A 21,481-nucleotide genomic window follows, 5' to 3' on the forward strand; every position below is an offset into this window, starting at 1 on the left:
AGCTCCACTGTGTCGATTCCCTACCTCCGTGCCGCGGGCACCAGCCTGGTGCTGGATGCCCGCGGCACGGGCGTGCCCGTCATCGTGCACTGGGGTGCCGACCTGGGCGATTTGACCGACGCCCTGCTGACCACGTTGGCCGACGCATCCGTGCCGTCGATCGCGCCAAGCTCGATTGACGTACCCCTGCGGCTCACCCTGTTGCCCACCCTCGCGCAGGGGTGGAGCGGGCGACCGGGAATCAGCGGTTTCCGGCCCGGCCGGGGCGGCTCGGCCATTGATCTACGCCTGGTAGGCGTTCGGTCGGGCGAGCGCCCCACGGGGCGCTTCGCATTGCCAGGAACCCAGACCCTGACGCTCCTGCTGGCGGATGCCGCGGCCCAGATTTCCGTGCGCACCGACCTTGAAATCTCGGTTCAGGGGGTGCTTCGGCTGCGTCACACCGTGACCAACACGAGTACCACCGCCGGCGACGCAGCCTTCGAACTGGGTTCGCTCGACGTCATACTGCCGGTACCCGGTCGGGCCGGGGAACTGCTTGACTTCACCGGGCTGTGGACTCACGAGCGTCGGCCGCAGCGAAGCACGCTCGGCCACGGCGTGTGGAGCCGTGAGTCTCGACACGGCCGCCCCGGGCATGACGACTCTTATCTCATGGTGGCCGGTACGCCCGGATTCGGTTTTCGTTCGGGTGAAGTCTGGTGCACTCACCTTGCCTGGAGCGGTGACAAGCGCGCCTGGGCTGAGAACAGCCCCCTCGGCTTCTCGGTGCTCGGAAGCGGTGAATTGCTGGCTCCCGGCGAGCTGGGTGTGGCCGCCGGTGCAAGCTACAGCACCCCGTGGACCGTGGCCGTGTACTCGGATGCCGGGCTCGACGGGCTGTCGGCGCGCCTGCATCCGTGGATCCGCTCGTGGTCGACCATTCGGACGCCGCGCCCGGTCGTGCTGAACACTTGGGAGGCCGTGTATTTCGAGCATGACCTGGCTACCCTGGCGCGCCTTGCAGATGCCGGGGCGCAGACCGGCGTGGAACGTTTCGTCCTCGATGACGGCTGGTTCACGGGCCGCAGGGATGATCGCCGTGCCCTCGGCGACTGGTTCGTCGACCCCGTGACGTGGCCCAGTGGCCTGCATCCGCTGATCGAACACGTGCACGCGGCCGGCCTGGATTTCGGCCTCTGGGTCGAACCAGAGATGGTGAGTCTCGACTCGGAGGTTGCCCGTGCGCACCCGGAGTGGGTGCTCGGCGGCGTCCCGGAACCCTCGGCCACCGAAACACCGGCGCTGACCTGGCGGTTCCAGCGTGTGCTCGATCTGAGCCACCCGGAAGCTTTTGCCTGGGTATTCGCCCGCCTCACCGCTTTGCTCACGGAGTACCCGATCGCGTACCTAAAGTGGGACCACAATCGCGACCTGCTGGCTGGCTCTGCCCACCGGCAGACGGCGGCGCTATACAGTCTGATCGATGCGGTGCGCGCGGCACACCCGGGCATCGAGATCGAGTCCTGTGCGTCGGGGGGAGCCCGGATCGACCTGGGAATCCTTGAGCGCGTCGATCGGGTCTGGACCAGCGATACCAACGACCCACTCGAGCGACAGCAGATCCAACGATATACGGGCGTGCTCGTGCCGCCGGAATACCTCGGCGGGCATCTCGGCGCGGCCACGGCGCACACCACCGGACGCACCTCTGAGCTCAGTTTTCGGCTGGCGACGGCCCTGTTCGGTGCGGCCGGCATTGAGTGGAATCTCGTCGGTGCGAGCGCCGAGGAGCTCGGGCAGATTACCGAGTGGATCACGCACTACAAACGGCTGCGCCCTCTGCTGCACTCCGGTGTTGTCGTGCGGGCCGACCCGAGTGACCCCGCCCTTGTGCTGCACGGCGTCGTCTCACGCGACCAGGATTCGGCCCTCTTCGCCCAGGTGGCCCTCGCAGCCGCGCGTGACGCCGTTCCGGAGCGGATGCGATTTCCCGGCCTCGCGCCCGAGCGGCGCTATCGAGTGACGCCCCTGCTACTCGGCGGCTCTCCGCGCACAATCCAGGACACACCGCCAGCGTGGCATGCCGCGTTGGGAGGCCTGACTGCAGCTTCCACCACCGTCGCCGATGCTGCCAGTGGCGGTGGTTCGGTGACGCTGACCGGGGCGGTGCTCGCTCTCATGGGGCTACCCGCGGCGCTGCTTGCCCCGGAGCAGGCCGCCCTCTTCGCGGTCGACGCGGTCGACTGAGCGATTTTCACCCCTGGGAGCTACGCGGCTTCGAGCTCGCGTACCTGCCGCAGCCAACCGTCGAACAGGTCGCTGTCGAAGTCGTCGACGCTTTTCAGCTTGAACTCGCTCATCTCCGCCGACCCGCTCGCGTTGAGCTTGCCCGAATCATCGGTGATGGCCTGGCCGCGCCAGAACAACACGGTCACAAAGGTCGGGTAGGCCTTGAATCCGGCGACCGGCACGTCGTCGTCGAGCCAGACCGGATGCCCGTGCCACAGTTCCGTTGCGGTTTCCGGTAGTCCCAGATCGAACGTGGCCCGCAGCAGGTCAACAACGCTGGCGAGCGGCTCGGCGGGAACGGCAACGTACTCGTCAATATTCGACGGCTTGGTCGTTGGCTTGATCGTGATAGTGGGGGCGGGTGTGGATGCCAGGTGGATAGCCTCTTTCGATGGGATAGATCACGCCCGACACGTTGCCGGGCAGTTGGTTCCGTATCTCCACACTCTCACGTCAACTCCCGGCGCGGCTGGGTAGACACTCAGGAACGGCTCGTCAGTAGACGAAAAAACGCCGCCCACCAACCGAAAGGTCGATGGGCGGCGCGCCGGGCGTCCGCGTTAGGCGGCGGGAGTCGCTGCAGTGCCCACAATGTCGACGACGAACACGAGGGTATCTGTTCCGCTGATACCAGCCTGGTCGTTGCCCGCTTCGCCATAGCCTTCGGCCGGTGGCAAGACCGCCAACACCTGGGATCCGACGGTCTGGCCGACGAGCGCGGCGCCGAAGCCTGGAACGACCCGGTTGGTGGCGAAGGTTGCCGGTCCGACCGTGGTCCACGAGGAGTCGAAGGTTTTGCCGCTGGCCCAGATCACACCGGTGTATTCGACCGATACGGTGTCGCCATCGGCGACCACGGCTCCGTCACCCAGCTTCAAGGGTGCGATCTTCAGTTCGGTTGGCGCTTCTGTGTCGGGGATGGTGATGGTTGGGGCTCCATCCTTGGCGAGTGTGACGGTGGGAAGACCGTCGACGGCGGGCTGGTCGACACCGTCGGCACGGTCGGCGAGGTTGGTAACCGAGATGACGTCGATGACGAAGACAACCGAGTCACCCGCTGCGATTCCGATCTCGGATGCGCCCGTGGTGCCGAAGGCGTCTTCGGTCGTACTGACCGTCACGATGCGGTCGCCTTCAACGGCACAGTTGACGGCCCGCACGAGTCCCGGCAGGAAGGTATCACCGACGGTGATGGTTTCACTGGACCCGTCGGTCGGGTACTTCGTTTCCTGCACGACGGCGCCGGTGGTTCCGTTGTACACCGAGAGTGAGGCAGCTACCAAGGAACCGCCGCCAGCCTCGGTGGTGCCGGTTCCCTTGATCGCCACCGTGCGCTGGGTGGACGAGGGGTCAAGCGGCTCCGCGAAGTCCACGGTGGGAACGCCGCCGAAGTCGCCGGTCACATCGACGGCGTCCGAGATCTTGCCCGGGGAGGTGCATTCGGCAAAGGCAGCATCGGCCGCGGGAGCGGCATCCGTTGGCTGGGGCGTATCGCTGCTTCCGCAAGCGGTCAGCGCGAGCGTCAGGCCAACGATGGCGAGCAGGGCGGGAATCTTCGACACGGGGCCTCTTTCGAGAACGTGGCTGCAGACAGGCAGGCACGGATCGGGTGAATGTCTGGGTGGCGCGAACGCCCAAAATCCTACTCTGCCACGCTTCGCCTCAGAACGGGCTGAGTGGAGGCCTCGGCGTGGCGACCGAACAGGCGAGAGTCAGTCGTCGAGACCGCGGGCGATCAGGGCCTCACCCAGGGCATCCGCTGCGTAGAGCGAGCGCACCACCACCGGAACGGCGATCGACAGGAGCGAACCCCGCGTACCGCGGGCCGTGCGGGCCTCGAGCACCTCGCGCACGATGTCGCTCACCAACGGAATGCAGCGAATGGTGAGCGCGACGAGCAACCCCACCCGGTCGGCGTCGATGAACCGGCGGAACGGTCGCAGCAGGGCCTGGAACGCTTCGAGCACGGCGGTGACCGTCGTGGTCATCGTGAACAGGGCGGCAAGGGCCACTGCCACGAGCAGACGGCCAGCCATCAGAGCGGCGACCATCCAGCCGGAGAGCAATCCCTGGATGGGGACCGCGACCAGCAGGATCAGCAGAATCGGGGCGATCTGGGCTATGGCCGCTCGCACCGGAACTCGCGCCATCACAAACAAAAGCACGACGCCGGCCGCCGCGCCGCCGACGACCCACGGATTGGGCGAGATTCCGATCAGAACGACGCAGAGCGAGAGCAGAAACAGTTTGAGCAGGGTGGGCGCCCGGTGAATGAGCGAGGTGCCGGGGCTGTAGAGGCCGATCATGTGCCGCTGCTCACTGCAGCAGGGCGCGGTACGCCGCCAGGGACTGCTCGGGTGCGCCGTCAGCGACGACCGTGCCTTCCTCGATCACGATCACGCGGTCGAATTCTTCGACCAGGTGCAGGTGGTGGGTGACGACGATGACCTGCTGGGGAAGCGTGTGCAGTAGCTCTCCGATGCGCCGGGCATTTCGGGCATCGAGCAGGGTCGTCGGTTCGTCGGCAACGATCGTGGCCGGACGTGCCACCAAAACGGCGGCGAGGGCGAGCAGTTGCTTCTGCCCGCCGGAGAGGCGGTGCGCCGGTTGCTCGGCGTGCTCGCTCAAACCGAACTGTTCCAGGGTGGCCGCCGTGCGCTCGGCGATCTCGGCGGGGGAGAGACCGCGTCGACGCAGGGTGAACGCCACGTCTTCCTGCACGGTGGGCATCACGATCTGGTTGTCGGGATTCGTGAAAATGAACCCCACCTTGCGGCGTACGTCGCGAGCATGGCGGGCCACGTCGAGCCCGTCCACCGTCACGGTGCCGCTCGTTGGAGTGACGAGTCCATTGATCATGCGCACGAGCGTGGATTTACCCGAGCCGTTCGCGCCGACGATACCGATGCGGTGCTCGGTCAGGCTGAGATTCACGTTGCGCAGCACCCTGCGCTCACCGAATGACTGCCCGACCTGGTCGAAGCGTATGGTGCTCACGCTACCGGCCGGCGACCCTTCGCGATGAGGCCAGGGTAGGCCTTGTGCACCTGGCGGGCGACCAGCACGGTCACGATGACCTTGATCAGGTCTCCGGGTATGAATGCGAGGTTCAGGCCGATCGTGGTCACGAGTGGCAGGCCGAGGTTGAGGGCCATGACGGGAATACCAACCAGGTAGACGGCGACGATGCCGCCGAGAATCGTGGCGCCGAGAGCGGGCCAAAACGGGTATTTCGGCAGCAGGCGGGCGGTGAGGTATCCGGTGACGAAGGCACCGAGCAGCCAGCCGTACAGGTAGCCAGCGGCCGGACTGACTGTGAAGACGCCGATGCCGCCGCGAGCGCCGGCGAGCAGGGGGAGACCCACCGCCGTCAGAACGAGAAACAACAGTACGGCGAGGGTTCCCTTGCGCGGGCCGAGAATAGCCCCGGCAAGCATCACGCCGAGGGTCTGCATGGTGATCGGCACCGGCCCGATGTTGAGGGGTCCCGGCAGGCCGAGCGCCGCGATGAGGGCGGCGAAGATAGCGATCTGGGCAAGATCACGGGCGGGCATGATGCGCTTCGTCGGGGCGCTCGAACGTGCGGTGTCGGTCATGGTTTTAAATCTAGAATTCGGCGTCCACCCGCCGCTGAAGAATATCTACAACAAAACACCGCGAACTGTAGAGGTCGTGATCGGGATCACGAGCCAGCAGCCTCAATCGCATCCGCTGCCCGCACCAGGGCCAGGTGTGAGAGCGCTTGCGGGGTGTTGCCCATCTGGTGCCCGCTGGTCACGTCGTACTCCTCGGAGAGCAGCCCGACATCGTTCACGAAGCCGAGCAGTCGATTCATGAGCGCATTGGCGTCTTCACGTCGTCCCGACTTGGCGTATTGCTCGACCAGCCAGAAGGAACAGGCCAGAAACGGATGCTCACCCGGCGGCAATCCGTCCACCGCGGCGTGGGTGCGGTAACGCAGCAGCAGCCCATCTCGCATGAGGTCTGCCTCGATCGCAGCCACCGTGCCGAGCATGCGTGGATCGGTGGGCGCACAAAAGCCGACCTGCGGGAGTACGAGGAGCGAGGCATCCACTTCGGTGCTGCCGCAGTACTGCACATAGCTATTTCGATCCGCGTCAAAAGCGCGAGTCTCGATGTCGGTGCGCACCTCGTCGCGCAGGGTCCTCCAACGGTCGAGCGGACCGTCGAGGCCGTACTCTTCGATGCCGCGCACGGCGCGGTCGAAGGCGGCCCAGACCATCACCCGCGAGTGGGTGAATTCGCGCGCTTGGCCGCGTACTTCCCAGATGCCCTGGTCGGCGCGGCGCCAGTTCTTCTCGAGAAAGCTCATGAGGGCGCGCTGCAGCGGCCAGGAGAACTCGTTCTCGCGCACGCCCGCAGCGCGGGCTGCATGCAGGGCCACCATGACCTCGCCGATCACGTCGGATTGGAACTGGTCGACCGCGCCGTTACCCGCGCGCGCGGGGGAGGAGCCCTGGTAGCCGGGCAGGGCGGTCAGTTCGTGTTCGGGCAGGTAGCGCTCGCCGGAGAGCCCGTACATGATCTGCACGTCGCCCGGGTCGCCGGCAATGGCGCGAAGCAGCCAGGCCCGCCAGCCGTCGGCCTCCACCTCGTAGCCGTGGCTGAGTAAAACCTCGAGCGTGAGCGAGGCGTCGCGGAGCCAGACATAGCGATAGTCCCAGTTGCGGGTGCCCCCGATCTGCTCGGGCAGAGAAGTAGTCGCGGCTGCCACAATGCCGCCGGTTCGCTCATGCGTCAGCGCCCGCAGCACGAGCAGGGAACGAACCACCTGGGCGCGTAAGGGGCCCTCGTGGCTGCAACTCGACGCCCATTTCTGCCACCAGGCGCAGGTCGAGGCATGGACGGCATCGATGTCGATGGCGGGTGGAGTATCCCGGTGCGAGGGATACCAGGTCAGATGGGCGTCGACCGTGTCGCCAGCGGTGACGTCGAAATGGGACACGTGGCGGTGGTCGGAGGCGCGCAGGGCAGGGCCGCGCACCACGATCGCGTCGGGCCCGGCGATCGCCACGAGGCCGTGCACCGACTCGCCCTTGAGCTGGCGCACCCACGGGATCGTCGTGGCATAGCCAAAGCGGATGCGGAAATCCTGGGTCATGTGCACCGTGCCGCTGATGCCGCGCACCCGGCGCACCAGATCGGCCCGGCCGTTGCCGTGCGGCATGAAGTCGAGTACCTCGACCTGGCCTGTTTTCGTGGTCCACACGGTCGACAGCACGAAGGTGTCACCCTGATAGCTGCGGGCTGCGGTGGCTTCCTCGTCGGCCGGTGCCAGCAGCCATCGGCCGTGGTTCTCGTCGCCGAGTAGGGCTCCGAACATCGAAGCGGAATCGTAGCGTGGCAGGCAGAGCCAGTCGATGCTGCCGTCCCGACCTACGAGGGCCGCCGAATGGCAATCGCTGATGAGCGCGTAGTCCTCGATATTGAGTGCCATCAGGCCATCCTGTCAGCAACAGGGTGAGAATTCGCCGACGATCGGGCATCATCGATTGTTGCTGATGCGGTTAGACGACGAGGCGGGCCGATGCGAGCGTTGCGGAGGCCTTGTCAATCCAGGCAGCGGAGGCCGCAGCCAGGTCGTCGTCGTTCGGTTCAACCGACGTGGCCTCGGCGAGCAGGGCGTCCACCGAGGCAGTGTCGGCGAAGGCAGTGCTGACCGAGGCCGCGCTGGCCAGGGCAGCGTTGGTTGGTGCAGCGTTGATTGGTGCAGCGCCCCGTGCCGGGGCCTGGCTCGCGGCTGGTTCGCTCCAGGTCGTGATTGGCGCGGGAGACCAGGTCAGGGCGGTCGGCTCACCGCTGCTCTCGCCGCGCAGGACGGCTTGTTGGGTGGTGATCGCGTCGGTCAGCTCGGTCGCGATCGCCCTGGCTTTCAACCCGTGAAAAATGACCTCGGTGTCGTCCGCGCTGCGGGCCACCAGCGTCCAGGCGCCGTGCTCACCGACCAACGCCGTGAGCTTGTCGTGCAGCAGTTCGAAAATCTGTTCGTCGCGCAGCACCGGGGTGGAGGCGACGCTCAGCGCCGCACTTGCGGCCAAACGTCGGCGTCGACGACCAAACATGACAAGCCCCTTTCTGGTGCGCGTGTGCAGCTGAAATGAGCCGCTCTACATTTTCGGTGAAAAGTCGTCGACTTACCGGGGGACACGCCGCCGAACACGCCGATTGGGAGCTGAATTCAGCTCTCGACCTGACGTTTATTCGCGTCTTCGATGACCGTGCCGATGGCGACGGCGGCGCTCAGGCCCCAACCGAGCCACAGCATCACGAGACGCCAGTCCCGCGGGCCGTGCCGCGTGGCCTGGACGGTGTTCCAACCACCGGCGATAACGCCGATCATTGCACTGCTGAACAAGAATTTTCGCATGTGTTCCTCCGGCATCAGGTTACCCGGGAATAGGCGTGGTCCGACTGGTAACCTTGGGGCTGCAACAGAGGTGTGCACCTCGGGTGTGCCCGGAACGGATGATCCATTACAACTTCAGCCGAGCCCACACGGTCCCTGGTCGACCCGCCCCCCGTAGCGCCCGCGCCTGCCCCCGCTGGCACGTACACGTTCGTCGTCGTCTCCAACCGGCTACCGGTAGATTACGAAGAGGCCGAGGATGGCGCCATCACCTGGCGCACGTCGCCCGGAGGGCTGGTCACCGCGCTTGAACCGCTGATGCGTTCCTCGCATGGAGCCTGGGTCGGCTGGCCGGGTGTCGCCGCCCGCGATTTCGAACCGTTCGAAAATGACGGGATCTCGCTCGTGCCGGTGCGGCTCGATGAAGCCGACATCGAAGATTACTATGAGGGCTTTTCCAACGACACGCTCTGGCCGCTGTACCACGACGTTATCGCTCCGCCGAGCTTTCACCGCGAAACGTGGGAGGCGTACATCACCGTCAACCGCCGATTCGCAGCGGCGGCTGCTGCAGTTGCTGCCCCGGGTGCAACGGTCTGGGTACACGACTACCAGCTGCAGCTTGTGCCGCGCATGCTGCGCGAAGCCCGCCCCGACCTCGTCATCGGTTTCTTCAATCACATTCCCTTTCCGCCATATGGAATCTATGCGCAGTTGCCCTGGCGCAAACAGATTCTGCACGGACTGCTCGGCGCTGACGTGATCGGCTTCCAGCGCAGTGCTGACGCCGGTAACTTCTCCCAAGCGGTACGTCGTCTTTACGGCTACCCCACCCGCGGCGTCGTCATCGACGTGCCGACCAGTGAGACCGGCCAGAATGGGGACTCCCGCCGCGTCATCGCCAAACACTTTCCCATCTCGATCGACTCGGCCGGCTACGAAGAACTCGCCCGGCGCCCCGACATTCAAGCCAGGGCTCGCCAAATTCGCGAAGATCTCGGCAACCCCAAAACACTGATGCTCGGCGTCGACCGGCTCGACTACACCAAGGGCATCGGCCACCGCATCAAGGCCTTTGGTGAGCTGCTCGCCGACGGCCGGTTGAGCGTTGAAGACGTCACCCTGGTGCAGGTTGCCAGCCCATCACGCGAACGCGTCAGTACCTATATGGCCCTGCGCGACGAGATCGAGCTCGCTGTCGGCCGGCTCAACGGCGATTTCTCCACTATCAGTCACATCGCTATCAGCTACCACCACCACAGTTATCCGCGCGAAGAGATGGTCGCGATGTACCTCGCCGCCGATGTCATGCTCGTCACCGCCTTGCGCGACGGCATGAACCTGGTCGCCAAAGAGTATGTGGCCGCGCGTTTCGACGTTGACGGAGTGCTTGTGTTGAGCGAGTTCGCCGGCGCCGCCGATGAACTCAAACAGGCGATTCTCATCAATCCGCACGACATTGACGGTACCAAGGATGCCATCGTGCGGGCGATCGAGATGCCCAAACGGGAGCGTACGCGCCGCATGCGGTCGTTGCGACGCAAAGTCGCCGAGAACGATGTCGCCGTCTGGTCGGCTTCCTTCTTGAGAGCGCTCACCGGCGGCGCCGCCGTGCCCGCCGGAATCCCCGACGACCTCGACCTGGCACTGCAGAGCATTGCCGGCGCCGGGAACCTGCTCATCGCCCTCGACTTCGACGGCACCCTGGCGCCCCACGTCGACCATCCCGAAGACGCCCGTGCCATCGCCGGCAACCGGGAAGCCGTGCAGGCCCTGCTCGACCTGCCGGGGGTGCGAGTCGCCCTCGTCTCCGGACGAGCCCTGGTGAGCCTGCAACACGTTGCCCAGCCGCAGAGTTCGGTGCTGCTCACTGGCTCGCACGGCATCGAGGTGCAGCTGGACACCCCCGAGATCGAGCTCAACCTGCTTTCCACCGAGCTCGAGCAACTCGATACCCTCGCCCGGGTGCTCGAGAGCATCTCTGGCGGGATCGCCGGCACCACAATCGAGCGCAAGCCCGCTGGCATGGCCCTGCACACTCGCCTCGCAACCGACGAAGACGGCGAGAGAGCCGAACGTCAGGCCCGCGAGCAACTGGGCGATCAGCTGCCCGGGCTGACCGTTCGAGAAGGTAAGAACGTGCTCGAATTCTCGGTGCGGTCGAGCACCAAGGGCGACGCCCTGAAGAAGCTGCGCGACTACACCGGCGCCGACCGTGTGTTCTACGCCGGTGATGACGTGACCGACGAGGATGCCTTCGGCGCTTTGCGTGACGACGACCTTGGGCTCAAAATCGGGCAGGGTGCCACCCTCGCGAATTACCGGGTGCGCAGCCCGCACGAGGTTACCCAAGTGCTGGTGCGTATCGCGGAGCTTCGGGCTGCCCAGGCGGGTTAACCCGGCTCGGCAAGGTTCTAGACTCGGAAGTATGTCTGAGATCGATGTGAAACCCCGTAGCCGCGACGTCACCGATGGGATCGAGGCCACCACATCTCGTGGAATGCTCCGTGCAGTCGGGATGGGCGATGCGGACTGGGACAAGCCCCAGATCGGTATTGCGAGCTCGTGGAACGAGATCACACCGTGCAACCTCTCGCTCGACCGCCTGGCGCAGGCGGCGAAGGAGGGCGTGCACTCCGGCGGCGGCTACCCGCTGCAGTTCGGTACCATCTCGGTCTCCGACGGCATATCGATGGGTCACGAAGGCATGCACTTCTCCCTCGTCTCCCGGGAAGTCATCGCTGACTCGGTCGAGGTCGTCATGCAGGCCGAACGTCTCGATGGCAGCGTGCTGCTCGCCGGCTGCGACAAATCGCTGCCCGGCATGCTCATGGCCGCCGCTCGACTCGACCTCGCGAGCGTGTTCCTCTACGCCGGATCTATTGCGCCGGGCTGGGTCAAACTCTCCGACGGCACCGAAAAAGACATCACCATCATCGACTCGTTCGAAGCCGTCGGCGCGGTGAAAGCGGGACGCATGAGCGAAGCGGATGCCAAGCGCATCGAGTGCGCGTTTGCTCCCGGCGAGGGTGCCTGCGGCGGCATGTACACCGCGAACACCATGGCCAGCGTCGCAGAAGCCCTCGGGATGAGCCTGCCCGGCTCGGCGAGCCCGGCATCCGCTGACCGTCGTCGCGACTATTTCGCCCGCCGCTCGGGCGAAGCCGTCGTCAACATGCTGCGCCTCGGCATCACCGCTCGCGACATTCTCACCCGCAAGGCGTTTGAGAACGCCATTGCCGTGGCCATGGCTTTCGGTGGCTCGACCAACGTCGTACTGCACCTGCTCGCCATCGCCCGTGAGGCCGAGGTCGAACTCACCCTCGACGACTTCAACCGCATTGGCGACCAGGTTCCGCACATTGGCGACCTCAAGCCCTTCGGCAAGTACGTCATGAACGATGTCGACCGTCAGGGCGGCGTTCCCGTCGTCATGCGCGCGCTGCTCGAAGCCGGCCTCATTCACGGCGACGCGCTCACCGTGACCGGCAAGACCGTGGCCGAGAACCTCGCCGAGATCGACCCGCCCGACCTCGACGGGGAGGTGCTGCGAACGCTCGACAACCCCATTCACAAGAGCGGTGGCATCACCATCCTCAAGGGCACCTTTGCGCCGGAGGGTGCCGTGGTCAAGACCGCCGGATTCGATGCCGCAGTCTTCGAGGGACCGGCACGGGTCTTCGAGCGGGAGCGCGCGGCGATGGATGCCCTGACTGAAGGCAAGATCTACAAGGGTGACGTTGTCATCATCCGCTATGAAGGCCCGAAGGGCGGGCCGGGAATGCGCGAGATGCTCTCGATTACCGCCGCCATCAAGGGCGCAGGGCTCGGCTCCGATGTACTACTATTAACGGACGGTCGATTCTCAGGCGGCACAACCGGACTGTGCATCGGCCACATAGCACCCGAAGCGGTGGACGCAGGTCCAATCGCCTTCGTGCGCGATGGGGATCTGATACGGGTCGATATCGCAGCTCGCACGCTTGACCTACTGGTCGCACCTGCTGAGTTGGCCGCCCGCCGAGAAGGCTGGGCGCCGCTTCCCCCGCGTTATACCCGTGGCGTCCTCGCCAAATACGCCAAGCTCGTGCACTCAGCCGCCGAAGGCGCCATCACTGGGTGATCTCGCGCACGGGTAAGCCCAAACCCATCGATTCGAAGTAGGGACTCAACGACCATGACCACGGAAACCACTCCCGTGCCTTCAGCTCCGGCGTCTGCCGAGCCGGAGATGCTCACCGGCTCGGGTGCAATCATTCGCACGCTCGAGCTACTCGGCGTCACCGACGTCTTCGGCATTCCCGGCGGCGCCGTCATTCCGCTGTACGACGAGCTCATGACGCAAACCAAGATTCGCCACATTCTGGTACGCCACGAACAGGGCGCCGGCCACGCGGCCGAGGGCTACGCCTCTGCCACCGGTCGCGTCGGCGTCGCAATTGCCACCAGCGGCCCGGGTGCCACCAACCTCGTCACCGCCATAGCGGACGCCTACATGGACTCGGTTCCGTTGCTCGCGATCACCGGCCAGGTATTCTCCACTTCGATGGGAACGGACGCCTTCCAGGAAGCCGACATCATCGGTATCACCATGCCGATCACCAAGCATTCCTTTCTCGCTCGCCGCGCCGAAGAGATTCCGGCTGCGATCGCGTCGGCCTACCACATCGCCTCCACCGGCCGTCCCGGCCCGGTGCTCGTGGACATCACCAAGGATGCCCAGCAGAACCTGGCGCCGTTCATCTGGCCGCCCAAGCTCGACCTGCCCGGCTACCGGCCGATCGTCAAGGCTCACGGCAAGCAGGTGCAGGCGGCAGCGCAGCTGCTGCTGGCCGCGAAGAAGCCCGTACTGTATGTGGGCGGCGGTGTTATTCGCGCCCACGCATCCGCTGAACTGCTTGCCCTGGCCGAGGCGACCGGTGCGCCCGTCGTGACCACGCTCATGGCCCGCGGAGCCTTTCCCGACTCGCACCCCCAGCACCTCGGTATGCCGGGCATGCACGGCACGGTTTCGGCCGTTCTCGCACTGCAGGAGAGCGACCTCATCATTTCGCTCGGGGCCCGCTTCGACGACCGGGTGACCGGGAAAATCAGCGAATTCGCCCCTAGTGCGAAGATCGTGCACGTTGACGTCGACCCCGCTGAGATTTCCAAGATTCGCTTCGCCGATATACCCATCGTCGGTGACGCCAAAGACGTCATTGCCGACCTGATCATCGCCTGGACGGAAGTCGCCCAGGCTGGCGGGTCCGACATAGCCGAGTGGTGGACCTACCTGCACGGACTGAAGGAGGAGTTTCCGCTCGGTTTCACCGAGCCGACCGATGGGCTGCTCGCTCCGCAGTATGTGATCCAGCGCATCGGTGAACTCACCGGACCCGAAGCGGTCTACGCGGCCGGCGTCGGCCAGCACCAGATGTGGGCGGCGCAGTTCATCAAGTACGAACGCCCCAACTCGTGGCTCAACTCCGGCGGCGCCGGCACCATGGGCTACTCCGTTCCGGCTGCCATGGGCGCCAAGGTCGCCGAACCCGACCGGGTCGTCTGGTCGATCGATGGCGACGGCTGCTTCCAGATGACCAATCAGGAACTCGCCACCTGCACGATCAACAAGATCCCGATCAAGGTCGCGATCATCAACAACTCCTCGCTCGGCATGGTGCGCCAGTGGCAGTCGCTGTTCTACGACGGACGCCACTCGTTCACAGACCTCAACACCGGTCACGGTACCGCCATGGTTCCCGACTTCGTCAAGATGGCGGACGCCTATGGCGCGCTCGGAATTCGGGTGACCAGCAAGGACCAGGTGGATGACGCCATCAAACTGGCCCTCGCCACCAACGACCGCCCGGTCGTGATCGACTTCATCGTGAGCCCCGGCGCCATGGTCTGGCCGATGGTTCCGCAGGGAGTCAGCAACAGTTTCGTTCAATACGCCAAAGACCACGCACCAACCTGGGGAGACGAATAACCGTGACGAGCCACGTTCTGAGTCTGCTCGTCGAGGACAAGCCCGGCCTGCTCACGCGCGTCGCCGGCCTGTTCGCGCGTCGCGGGTTCAACATTGAGAGCCTCGCCGTGGGCCACAGCGAGATCCCCGGCTTGTCCCGCATCACAATCCTGGTCGATGTCGACGACGTCCCGCTCGAGCAGGTGACCAAACAGCTCAACAAGCTCATCAACGTCATCAAGATCGTCGAGCTCGACGTGTCGCAGTCGGTGCAGCGCGAACACCTGCTGATCAAGGTCAAGGTCGACAGCACGACCCGATCGCAGGTGCTCGAAGCGGTCAACCTGTTCCGTGCCCGCGTCGTCGACGTGGCCACCGACGCCGTCGTGATCGAGGTCACCGGCGATAACGGCAAGACCCAGGCGCTGCTGCGGGTGCTCGAACCGTTCGGCATTCGGGAACTGGCCCAGTCGGGTCTGCTGGCCATCGGCCGCGGATCGAAGTCGATCACCGAGCGCGTCTTCAGAAACTAACGTTTTCAGTTTTCCAACCACCAATTCACGAGGAGAGAAACATATTGTCTGAGATTTTCTACGACAAAGACGCCGACCTGACGATCATCCAGGGCAAGAAGGTGGCCGTCATCGGCTACGGCTCGCAGGGTCACGCCCATGCGCAGAACCTGCGCGACTCCGGAGTTGAGGTCAAGATCGGCCTGAAAGCCGGCTCCAAGAGCACGGCCAAGGCCGAAGAAGCCGGCTTCACCGTACTGTCCACAGCGGATGCCGCGGCCTGGGCCGACGTCATCGTCATCCTCGCTCCCGACCAGGTGCAGCGTCACCTGTACAAGGACGACGTGCTGCCGAACCTCGCCGCCGGCAAGGTCCTCGTCTTTGGACACGGCTTCAACATCCGCTTCGGCTATATCACCGCTCCGGACGGCGTCGACGTCGTCATGGTCGCTCCCAAGGGACCCGGCCACACCGTGCGCCGCGAATTCGAAGCCGGCCGTGGCGTTCCCGTGATCGTCGCCGTTGAGAAGGACGCCTCGGGTAACGCGTGGCCGATCACCCTCAGCTACGCCAAGGCGATCGGTGGCCTGCGCGCCGCCGGCATCAAGACCACCTTCACCGAAGAGACCGAAACCGACCTGTTCGGTGAGCAGGCCGTGCTCTGCGGTGGTACCTCACAGCTCATCCAGTACGGCTTCGAGGTTCTCACCGAGGCCGGCTACCAGCCGCAGGTTGCCTACTTCGAGGTGCTGCACGAGCTCAAGCTCATCGTCGACCTCATGTGGGAGGGCGGCATCGCGAAGCAGCGTTGGAGCGTCTCCGACACCGCGGAATACGGCGACTACGTCTCGGGTCCGCGCGTCATCGACCCGAGCGTCAAGGAGAACATGAAAGCCGTTCTGGCCGACATCCAGAGCGGCGCGTTCGCCGAGCGCTTCATCGCCGATCAGGACAACGGCGGAGTCGAGTTCCTCGCCCTGCGCAAGAAGGGCGAAGAGCACCCGATCGAAGCAACCGGCCGCAGCCTGCGCAAGCTCTTCGCGTGGAACGCGTCGACCGACGACGACTACGTCGACGGCGAAGCCGCCCGCTAGATCCCCGCTCGCCCCACCCACCCCGCCCTTCCCCTCCGCGAAACTGCAATTGCGGGGCTGCAGAACGCGGTTCAAACCTGACAACTGCCGTTTCGTGGGGGGTGGGGGAGGGGGCGTGACCGGAAGGGGGACCGTGGGCCTTCGACGCGTGAGCGCGTCCGCGGCGATGCTCGGCGTGCTCGGCTATGTCGCCGTCGACGTCGTGCTGCAGCTGCTGCCGCCGCACTACAGCCCGATCAGCGAGGCCGAAAGCAACCTCGCCGTCGGTCCCTTCGGCTGGGTCATGAGCGTCAACTTCCTTGGCCGGGCTGCCACCACACTGTGTGCGCTGGTCGCGATCGGGCAGCTGGGCACGGTCTCTGCGCTGCACCGAATCGGCCTGCTCCTGCTCGGGGTCGCCGGGCTCTGCTCGGGGGTGCTCGCGTTCTTTCCGACCGATATCCCCGCGGCGGGAGCCGGGCTCGTTGCCGAAACTGCCGCGGGACTCGTGCACCTGGTCTTCGCAACCCTTGGCTTTCTGACGGCCTTCGCCGCGATCGTGCTCCTGACCCGTAGCTTGCACCGAAACGCGCTACTACCGGAAAGCCACCGGGCAGCCCTGATTTTCACCGCCATCGCCATGGCGGGGTTGCTGTTCCTGCTGCTCACCGTGACCGTGGCCCCCGGCCTGCTGGGCCTTGCCGAGCGGATATGCCTGCTCGGCATCCTCGGCTGGGTCTTCTTCGTCTGTGCCGGCATGCTCCGGCTGAACGCGCGCGTCCCCGCCCCGAGCCCGCCGTGAACAGTGCGTGAACATCCCGCTCTCGGTTGTGGCGTCAGCTCGCCCGCGCCGCAAGCTGGAGGGATGACATCCCTTTCTCGACGTGAATTGTTCTCCGCCGGCGTCTTCGTGGTCGCCGGTGCCGCCGCCGCGACCGTCGGCGGCGAACCTGCCCAGGCAGCCGCCCCCAAGGGCGCCCTCCCGGGCACGACCTTCGCACACGGCGTGGCCTCGGGAGACCCGCTGCCCGACGGCATCCTGCTCTGGACCCGGGTCACCCCCGTGAAAACCGCCGTGCCCGGCTCCGGCCTCGGCGCAGACGTCTCCGTGACCTGGGAGCTCGCCGAAGACTCCGGCTTTCGGCGGGTGGCCGCGAAGGGTACCGTCGTCACCGGGGCCGCCCGCGACCACACGGTCAAGGTCGCACCCAGCGGGCTGCGCGCGGGCACGGCCTATTGGTACCGCTTCAGTTCCGGCGGCGTCACCTCGCCTGTCGGGCGCACGAAAACGGCCCCGGCGGCCGGAGAGGCCCTCGACCGGCTGCGCCTCGGGGTGGTGTCCTGCGCGAACCTGCAGGCCGGCTACTTCACCGCCTATCGCCACCTCGCCGACCGCGGTGATCTCGACGTCGTGCTGCACCTCGGTGACTACCTCTACGAATACGGTGTCGGCGAGTACCAGGCCCGCGATGTGGTCGTGCGTCCGCACGACCCAACCACGGAAATGACCACCCTCGAGCACTACCGCCGCCGGCACGCCCAATACAAGACCGATGTCGACCTGCAGGCTCTGCACGCGGTCGTGCCCTTTATCGTCACCTGGGATGACCATGAATCCGCCAACGATGCCTGGTCCGGCGGCGCCGAGAACCACACCGAGGGTTCCGAGGGCACGTGGAACGTGCGCAAGGCCGCCTCCAAGCAGGCGTACGCCGAGTGGATGCCGGTGCGGTACGACGCGGGCGGTCAGCTGTACCGCCGCTTCAGCTTCGGCGACCTCGCGAGCGTGTCGATGCTCGACCTGCGCAGCTACCGCAGCCAGCAGGCGTCCACCATCGTCAGCCCGGAGATCTCCAGCCCCGAGCGCACCCTCACCGGCGCCGCGCAAATGAACTGGCTGCTCGACGGCTTGACGCAGGCCAGCACCCAGTGGAAACTCATCGGCAACCCGGTGATGATCGCCCCGGTACGGTTCCCCTCCACCCTCTCCACCGCCGAGATCGGGGGAGTGCAGACCCTGCTCGGGTCCACGACGATCGACGGCGTGCCCTACAACGTCGACCAGTGGGACGGCTACACCGCCGATCGCAGCCGCGTGATCAGTCATCTGCGCGACAATGCGATCACGGATGCCGTCTTCCTCACCGGCGACATCCACTCCGGTTGGGCCTGCGACGTGCCCGCCGACCCGCTCACCTACCCAAGCACCGGGACATCCGTTGCCGCGGAACTCGTCTGCACCTCGGTCACGAGCGACAACCTCGACGACATTCTCGGGGTGCCGCCGCGCAGCGGTTCGATCGCCGTCGAAGACGCCTTCAAGGCGGCGAACCCGCACGTGAAATACCTCGACTTCGACTCGCACGGCTTCTCGGTGCTCGAGGTGACTCCCGCGGCGGTGCGGATGGACTGGTACGTGCTCTCCGACCGCACCAGCCCCACGTCCACGAGCTCACGGTCGGTGTCCTACCAAGTCGCCGCCGGCACCCATAAGGTCACGGCCCTCGCATGAACGGCCCCGCCTCGATCGCCGCAGACCGCCGCCAGTTCCTGAAGATCGCCGTCGGCGCCAGCGCCACCGTCGTGCTCTCGACCGCTCCCGGAACCGCGTGGGCCAAGCCCCCGAGCATCGCGGTGCCGCCCGCCGCCCGCACCCGCGTCTACGTGCTCGTGGTCGACGGATGCCGTCCCGACGAGATCACCGCGCAGCTCACCCCCCGGCTGCACGCCCTGCGCAGCCAGGGCGTCAACTTTCCGACGGCCCGGTCGCTTCCGGTCATGGAAACCATCCCCAACCACGTGATGATGATGACCGGCGTGCGGCCCGACCGCTCCGGCGTTCCCGCGAATTCGATCTACGACCGGGCCGAAGCCGTGGTCCGCGACCTCGACCGACCGAGCGACCTGCGCTTTCCGACCCTGCTCGAGCGGCTGCAGGAGAAAAATCTGACCACCGGCTCGGTGCTGAGCAAGGAGTACCTGTTCGGAATCTTCGGTGAGCGGGCGACCTACCGGTGGGAGCCGGCGCCGCTGGTACCCCTCACTAACCACGCGCCGGACCGGTTCACCATGGACGCGCTCATCGCCATGGTCACGACATCCGACCCTGACCTGATCTTCGCCAATTTCGGTGACATTGACCGGGTTGGGCACTCCGACGAGACCGGTACCTCGATCAAAGCTGCTCGCACGGCAGCGCTCACCTCGAGCGACTTCCAGATCGGCCGTTTCGTCGACCACCTCGTCTCGGCCGGACTCTGGGAGAACAGCGTGCTCGTGGTGCTGGCCGACCACTCGATGGACTGGTCGATCCCCTCCAACGTCATCTCGGTGGACCTGATCCTCCGGGACCACCCGGCGCTGCGCGAGCAGATCGTCATCGGCCAAAACGGCGGCGCCGACCTGCTCTACTGGGTGGGCAGCGTCGCCGGTCGCACCGCCGGACTCGCCGAGATACGCGCGCTCGTGACCGCCCATGAGGGCGTGCTCTCGGTGTCCGAACCGGCCGCACTCCGCCTCGGCGCCGAGGCCGGCGACCTCGTCGCCTTCTGCCGGGCCGGCTGGCGCTTCTCCGACCCGACGATCGCGTCCAATCCGATTCCCGGCAACCACGGGCATCCGACGACCGAACCGATTCCCTTCTTCATTTCCGGCGGCAGCCCGCGCGTTCGCCGGGAAATCACCCTGTCGGACCCCGCCCGAACCGTGGACGTCGCGCCCACGATCGGCGCCCTGTTGGGCCTGCCGGCGCCAGCCGGCGGCTACGACGGCACGGCGAGAAGCGCGGCGTTCACCGCGTAGCCCGCGACCGGCCCGATGCCCTCACCTTGATCATCTCCTTCTTCGTGCCCTGACCCGTCAGCGCCCAAATGGAAAATCGTCGGCCCGGTCTCGCCGTCATTGCCGTCCCCAACGTTCCCGCCATAGTCGCGGCCTCGTACCGATTATTCCCGAGGGCGGAGTGCTACGCCCTCGCTCTAACCGGCATCGTCGGTGGCAACCGGATACTCTATAAAAATGAACGCGAGACGTGACGACGACGCACTGAACTGGGCCGGTGACGACGACCCAACCCTGCAAGAAGGGAGCACCGATCGGGCGAGGCCGGCGTCTGGTGGTGTGCCCGAAGGGTGGAGCATCCCTCGGGTTTCAGCGGACTCCGAGGTCGCGACCGACACTACGACGGAGGCTGATAACCCTGAACCGAGCGGTGCCCAGCCACCCGACAACACCCAGCCTTCCGCCTCAGCACCGAGCTCTGTTGCCCTGATCGGCATGGGCATCCTGGCCGGCATGTACCTGTTGTACACGATCGGCTGGTTCATCGGTGTCGCGCGGATCGAAAATTCCATCACCGACCCGGTCACCGAATTCATGTTCTCGCTCGGCGCCTGGCTGGCGGTAGCCGCGCCACTCGCGTGGTTCGGTGTGACCTACTGGCTCACCATGAGCCGACCGCGTGCGCGGCTGATCTGGCTGCTGATCGGCGTCGTCGTGCTCGCCCCCGTGCCCTTCATTATCGGTTCGGGAGCGGGCTCATGAGCGTTGCAGATGGCAATGTCTCGGACGACACCACCGCCAGCCGTCGACGTCCACCACGGTGGGCGTTGCTGAGCATTGCACTATTCTTCGGATTGTTCTATGCCTACGACGTGTGGGAAGCCGTCGGCAACCTGGTCGGGCTGAACCTTCAGGCGCAGTCACTCGCGACCCAGCTGAGCGGCTTCGGCTGGGCCGTGCTCATCTTCGCGGTGCTGCTGCCGGTGTTGGTCTACGCCCTGGCCTACTGGCTGGGACGCAACCGGGCTTTCGGAGTGCAGGCCCTGACCCTTCTCGTGGGGTTGTGTGCGGTGGCCGCCGTGTCGCTTGACATTGCCGCTGTGTTCAGCCTGGGTCGATTGATCGTCTAGCTAGAGCACCGCGACAATGATGAGGGCCATCAATATGAGCTGCGCGATGAGCCGGGGAACCAAGGGGATCGCCACCCGCCCAAACCGCTTCGGGTGCCGCGCAGCATAGGCATTGGCCGGAAATACCGCCGCCAGAAACACCGCGAGCGCGACGGCTGCGACCACCATGGTCGGTGGATAAAGCAATCCCAGCCCGCCAGCAATCTCGCACACCCCGGTGAACAACACCAGGTTCACCGGGTTGGCCCGACCGCTCCGCCGCAGCCGCGGCGGAATCATCGCCGCCATCGTGCGCTGCACCGCCGGCTGAAAATGAGTGATCCCGGCGCCAACGAAAACCAGAGCCAGAAGCACGCGCAGAACCAGTTGGAGACCGTCTATTACGTCGCTGCTCATTC

General features: G+C 65.8%; 20 protein-coding genes. 11 read left to right on the forward strand and 9 right to left on the reverse strand.

Annotated features, from left to right (window positions below):
• Positions 1–9: 9 nt before the first annotated feature.
• Complete coding sequence (locus CXY83_RS12335) at positions 10–2,229, forward strand: alpha-galactosidase (protein ID WP_104197624.1); 2,220 nt, start codon at positions 10–12, stop codon at positions 2,227–2,229.
• A 20-nt stretch (positions 2,230–2,249) separates the two neighbouring features.
• Here the strand turns inward: CXY83_RS12335 and CXY83_RS18185 are convergent, their stop codons facing one another.
• The 8 genes from CXY83_RS18185 to CXY83_RS12375 form a co-directional block, all read right to left on the reverse strand.
• A complete protein-coding gene (locus CXY83_RS18185; protein WP_104197625.1) occupies positions 2,250–2,669 on the reverse strand; it encodes a DUF1801 domain-containing protein in 420 nt (139 codons plus the stop codon).
• A gap of 162 nt (positions 2,670–2,831) precedes the next feature.
• Positions 2,832–3,833 (reverse strand): FKBP-type peptidyl-prolyl cis-trans isomerase, encoded by a 1,002-nt coding sequence (locus tag CXY83_RS12345; protein ID WP_104197626.1) that lies wholly within the window; start codon positions 3,831–3,833, stop codon positions 2,832–2,834.
• Between the two features lie 150 nt (positions 3,834–3,983).
• On the reverse strand, positions 3,984–4,577 hold the full coding sequence (locus CXY83_RS12350) for an energy-coupling factor transporter transmembrane protein EcfT (protein WP_104197627.1): 594 nt from the start codon (positions 4,575–4,577) through the stop codon (positions 3,984–3,986).
• Between the two features lie 10 nt (positions 4,578–4,587).
• A complete protein-coding gene (locus tag CXY83_RS12355) occupies positions 4,588–5,268 on the reverse strand; it encodes an ABC transporter ATP-binding protein (protein ID WP_104197628.1) in 681 nt (226 codons plus the stop codon).
• Positions 5,265–5,867: a biotin transporter BioY gene (locus CXY83_RS12360; RefSeq protein WP_104197629.1), complete on the reverse strand. Its 603-nt coding sequence runs from the start codon at positions 5,865–5,867 to the stop codon at positions 5,265–5,267. The genes CXY83_RS12355 and CXY83_RS12360 overlap by 4 nt, the downstream gene beginning before the upstream one ends.
• Positions 5,868–5,953: 86 nt before the next feature.
• A complete protein-coding gene (locus CXY83_RS12365; RefSeq protein ID WP_104197630.1) occupies positions 5,954–7,729 on the reverse strand; it encodes a glycoside hydrolase family 15 protein in 1,776 nt (591 codons plus the stop codon).
• 70 nt (positions 7,730–7,799) lie between these two features.
• Entirely contained in the window at positions 7,800–8,354 is a 555-nt protein-coding gene (locus CXY83_RS12370) for a hypothetical protein (RefSeq protein ID WP_104197631.1), read from the reverse strand.
• A gap of 116 nt (positions 8,355–8,470) precedes the next feature.
• Positions 8,471–8,659, reverse strand: coding sequence for a hypothetical protein (locus CXY83_RS12375; protein ID WP_104128266.1), 189 nt, complete (start codon positions 8,657–8,659; stop codon positions 8,471–8,473).
• Positions 8,660–8,764: 105 nt separating this feature from the next.
• Here CXY83_RS12375 and CXY83_RS12380 point away from each other — a divergent pair, with 105 nt between their 5' ends.
• The 10 genes from CXY83_RS12380 (at position 8,765) to CXY83_RS12425 (ending at position 21,083) form a co-directional block, all read left to right on the forward strand.
• The gene (locus CXY83_RS12380) at positions 8,765–11,035 is read left to right on the forward strand and encodes a bifunctional alpha,alpha-trehalose-phosphate synthase (UDP-forming)/trehalose-phosphatase (protein WP_104197632.1); all 2,271 of its coding nucleotides are present in this window, start codon (positions 8,765–8,767) and stop codon (positions 11,033–11,035) included.
• 31 nt (positions 11,036–11,066) lie between these two features.
• A complete protein-coding gene (gene ilvD, locus CXY83_RS12385) occupies positions 11,067–12,761 on the forward strand; it encodes a dihydroxy-acid dehydratase (RefSeq protein WP_104197633.1) in 1,695 nt (564 codons plus the stop codon).
• Positions 12,762–12,815: 54 nt separating this feature from the next.
• Complete coding sequence (locus tag CXY83_RS12390; RefSeq protein ID WP_104197634.1) at positions 12,816–14,609, forward strand: acetolactate synthase large subunit; 1,794 nt, start codon at positions 12,816–12,818, stop codon at positions 14,607–14,609.
• Positions 14,610–14,611: 2 nt separating this feature from the next.
• Positions 14,612–15,121 carry an acetolactate synthase small subunit gene (gene ilvN / locus CXY83_RS12395; RefSeq protein ID WP_174722183.1) on the forward strand — a complete coding sequence of 170 codons (510 nt, stop codon included), beginning with the start codon at positions 14,612–14,614 and terminating at the stop codon, positions 15,119–15,121.
• A 44-nt stretch (positions 15,122–15,165) separates the two neighbouring features.
• Positions 15,166–16,194 carry a ketol-acid reductoisomerase gene (gene ilvC / locus CXY83_RS12400; protein WP_104197636.1) on the forward strand — a complete coding sequence of 343 codons (1,029 nt, stop codon included), beginning with the start codon at positions 15,166–15,168 and terminating at the stop codon, positions 16,192–16,194.
• Positions 16,195–16,327: 133 nt separating this feature from the next.
• Positions 16,328–16,975, forward strand: coding sequence for a DUF998 domain-containing protein (locus CXY83_RS12405; RefSeq protein ID WP_104197637.1), 648 nt, complete (start codon positions 16,328–16,330; stop codon positions 16,973–16,975).
• Positions 16,976–17,038: 63 nt separating this feature from the next.
• Positions 17,039–18,685 carry an alkaline phosphatase gene (locus CXY83_RS12410; protein WP_104197638.1) on the forward strand — a complete coding sequence of 549 codons (1,647 nt, stop codon included), beginning with the start codon at positions 17,039–17,041 and terminating at the stop codon, positions 18,683–18,685.
• On the forward strand, positions 18,682–19,974 hold the full coding sequence (locus CXY83_RS12415) for an alkaline phosphatase family protein (RefSeq protein WP_104197639.1): 1,293 nt from the start codon (positions 18,682–18,684) through the stop codon (positions 19,972–19,974). Before CXY83_RS12410 ends, CXY83_RS12415 begins: the two co-directional genes overlap by 4 nt.
• Before the next feature lie 216 nt (positions 19,975–20,190).
• The gene (locus CXY83_RS12420; protein WP_104197640.1) at positions 20,191–20,715 is read left to right on the forward strand and encodes a hypothetical protein; all 525 of its coding nucleotides are present in this window, start codon (positions 20,191–20,193) and stop codon (positions 20,713–20,715) included.
• Positions 20,712–21,083 carry a hypothetical protein gene (locus CXY83_RS12425; RefSeq protein WP_104197641.1) on the forward strand — a complete coding sequence of 124 codons (372 nt, stop codon included), beginning with the start codon at positions 20,712–20,714 and terminating at the stop codon, positions 21,081–21,083. Before CXY83_RS12420 ends, CXY83_RS12425 begins: the two co-directional genes overlap by 4 nt.
• Here the strand turns inward: CXY83_RS12425 and CXY83_RS12430 are convergent, their stop codons facing one another.
• The gene (locus tag CXY83_RS12430) at positions 21,084–21,479 is read right to left on the reverse strand and encodes a DoxX family membrane protein (RefSeq protein WP_104197642.1); all 396 of its coding nucleotides are present in this window, start codon (positions 21,477–21,479) and stop codon (positions 21,084–21,086) included.
• Positions 21,480–21,481 lie beyond the last annotated feature (2 nt).

Source organism: Cryobacterium sp. M15, assembly GCF_002929675.1.
Classification (GTDB): domain Bacteria; phylum Actinomycetota; class Actinomycetes; order Actinomycetales; family Microbacteriaceae; genus Cryobacterium; species Cryobacterium lyxosi.

Bases quoted from the DNA above. Each gene is read 5' to 3' on its own strand.
- CXY83_RS12375 (WP_104128266.1), bottom strand. From the start codon at position 8,659: ATGCGAAAATTCTTGTTCAGCAGTGCAATGATCGGCGTTATCGCCGGT.
- CXY83_RS12360 (WP_104197629.1), bottom strand. From the start codon at position 5,867: ATGACCGACACCGCACGTTCGAGCGCCCCGACGAAGCGCATCATGCCC.
- CXY83_RS12370 (WP_104197631.1), bottom strand. From the start codon at position 8,354: ATGTTTGGTCGTCGACGCCGACGTTTGGCCGCAAGTGCGGCGCTGAGC.
- CXY83_RS12410 (WP_104197638.1), top strand. From the start codon at position 17,039: ATGACATCCCTTTCTCGACGTGAATTGTTCTCCGCCGGCGTCTTCGTG.
- CXY83_RS12425 (WP_104197641.1), top strand. From the start codon at position 20,712: ATGAGCGTTGCAGATGGCAATGTCTCGGACGACACCACCGCCAGCCGT.
- CXY83_RS12415 (WP_104197639.1), top strand. From the start codon at position 18,682: ATGAACGGCCCCGCCTCGATCGCCGCAGACCGCCGCCAGTTCCTGAAG.
- CXY83_RS12420 (WP_104197640.1), top strand. From the start codon at position 20,191: ATGAACGCGAGACGTGACGACGACGCACTGAACTGGGCCGGTGACGAC.
- CXY83_RS12350 (WP_104197627.1), bottom strand. From the start codon at position 4,577: ATGATCGGCCTCTACAGCCCCGGCACCTCGCTCATTCACCGGGCGCCC.
- CXY83_RS12430 (WP_104197642.1), bottom strand. From the start codon at position 21,479: ATGAGCAGCGACGTAATAGACGGTCTCCAACTGGTTCTGCGCGTGCTT.
- CXY83_RS12390 (WP_104197634.1), top strand. From the start codon at position 12,816: ATGACCACGGAAACCACTCCCGTGCCTTCAGCTCCGGCGTCTGCCGAG.
- CXY83_RS12365 (WP_104197630.1), bottom strand. From the start codon at position 7,729: ATGGCACTCAATATCGAGGACTACGCGCTCATCAGCGATTGCCATTCG.
- ilvD (WP_104197633.1), top strand. From the start codon at position 11,067: ATGTCTGAGATCGATGTGAAACCCCGTAGCCGCGACGTCACCGATGGG.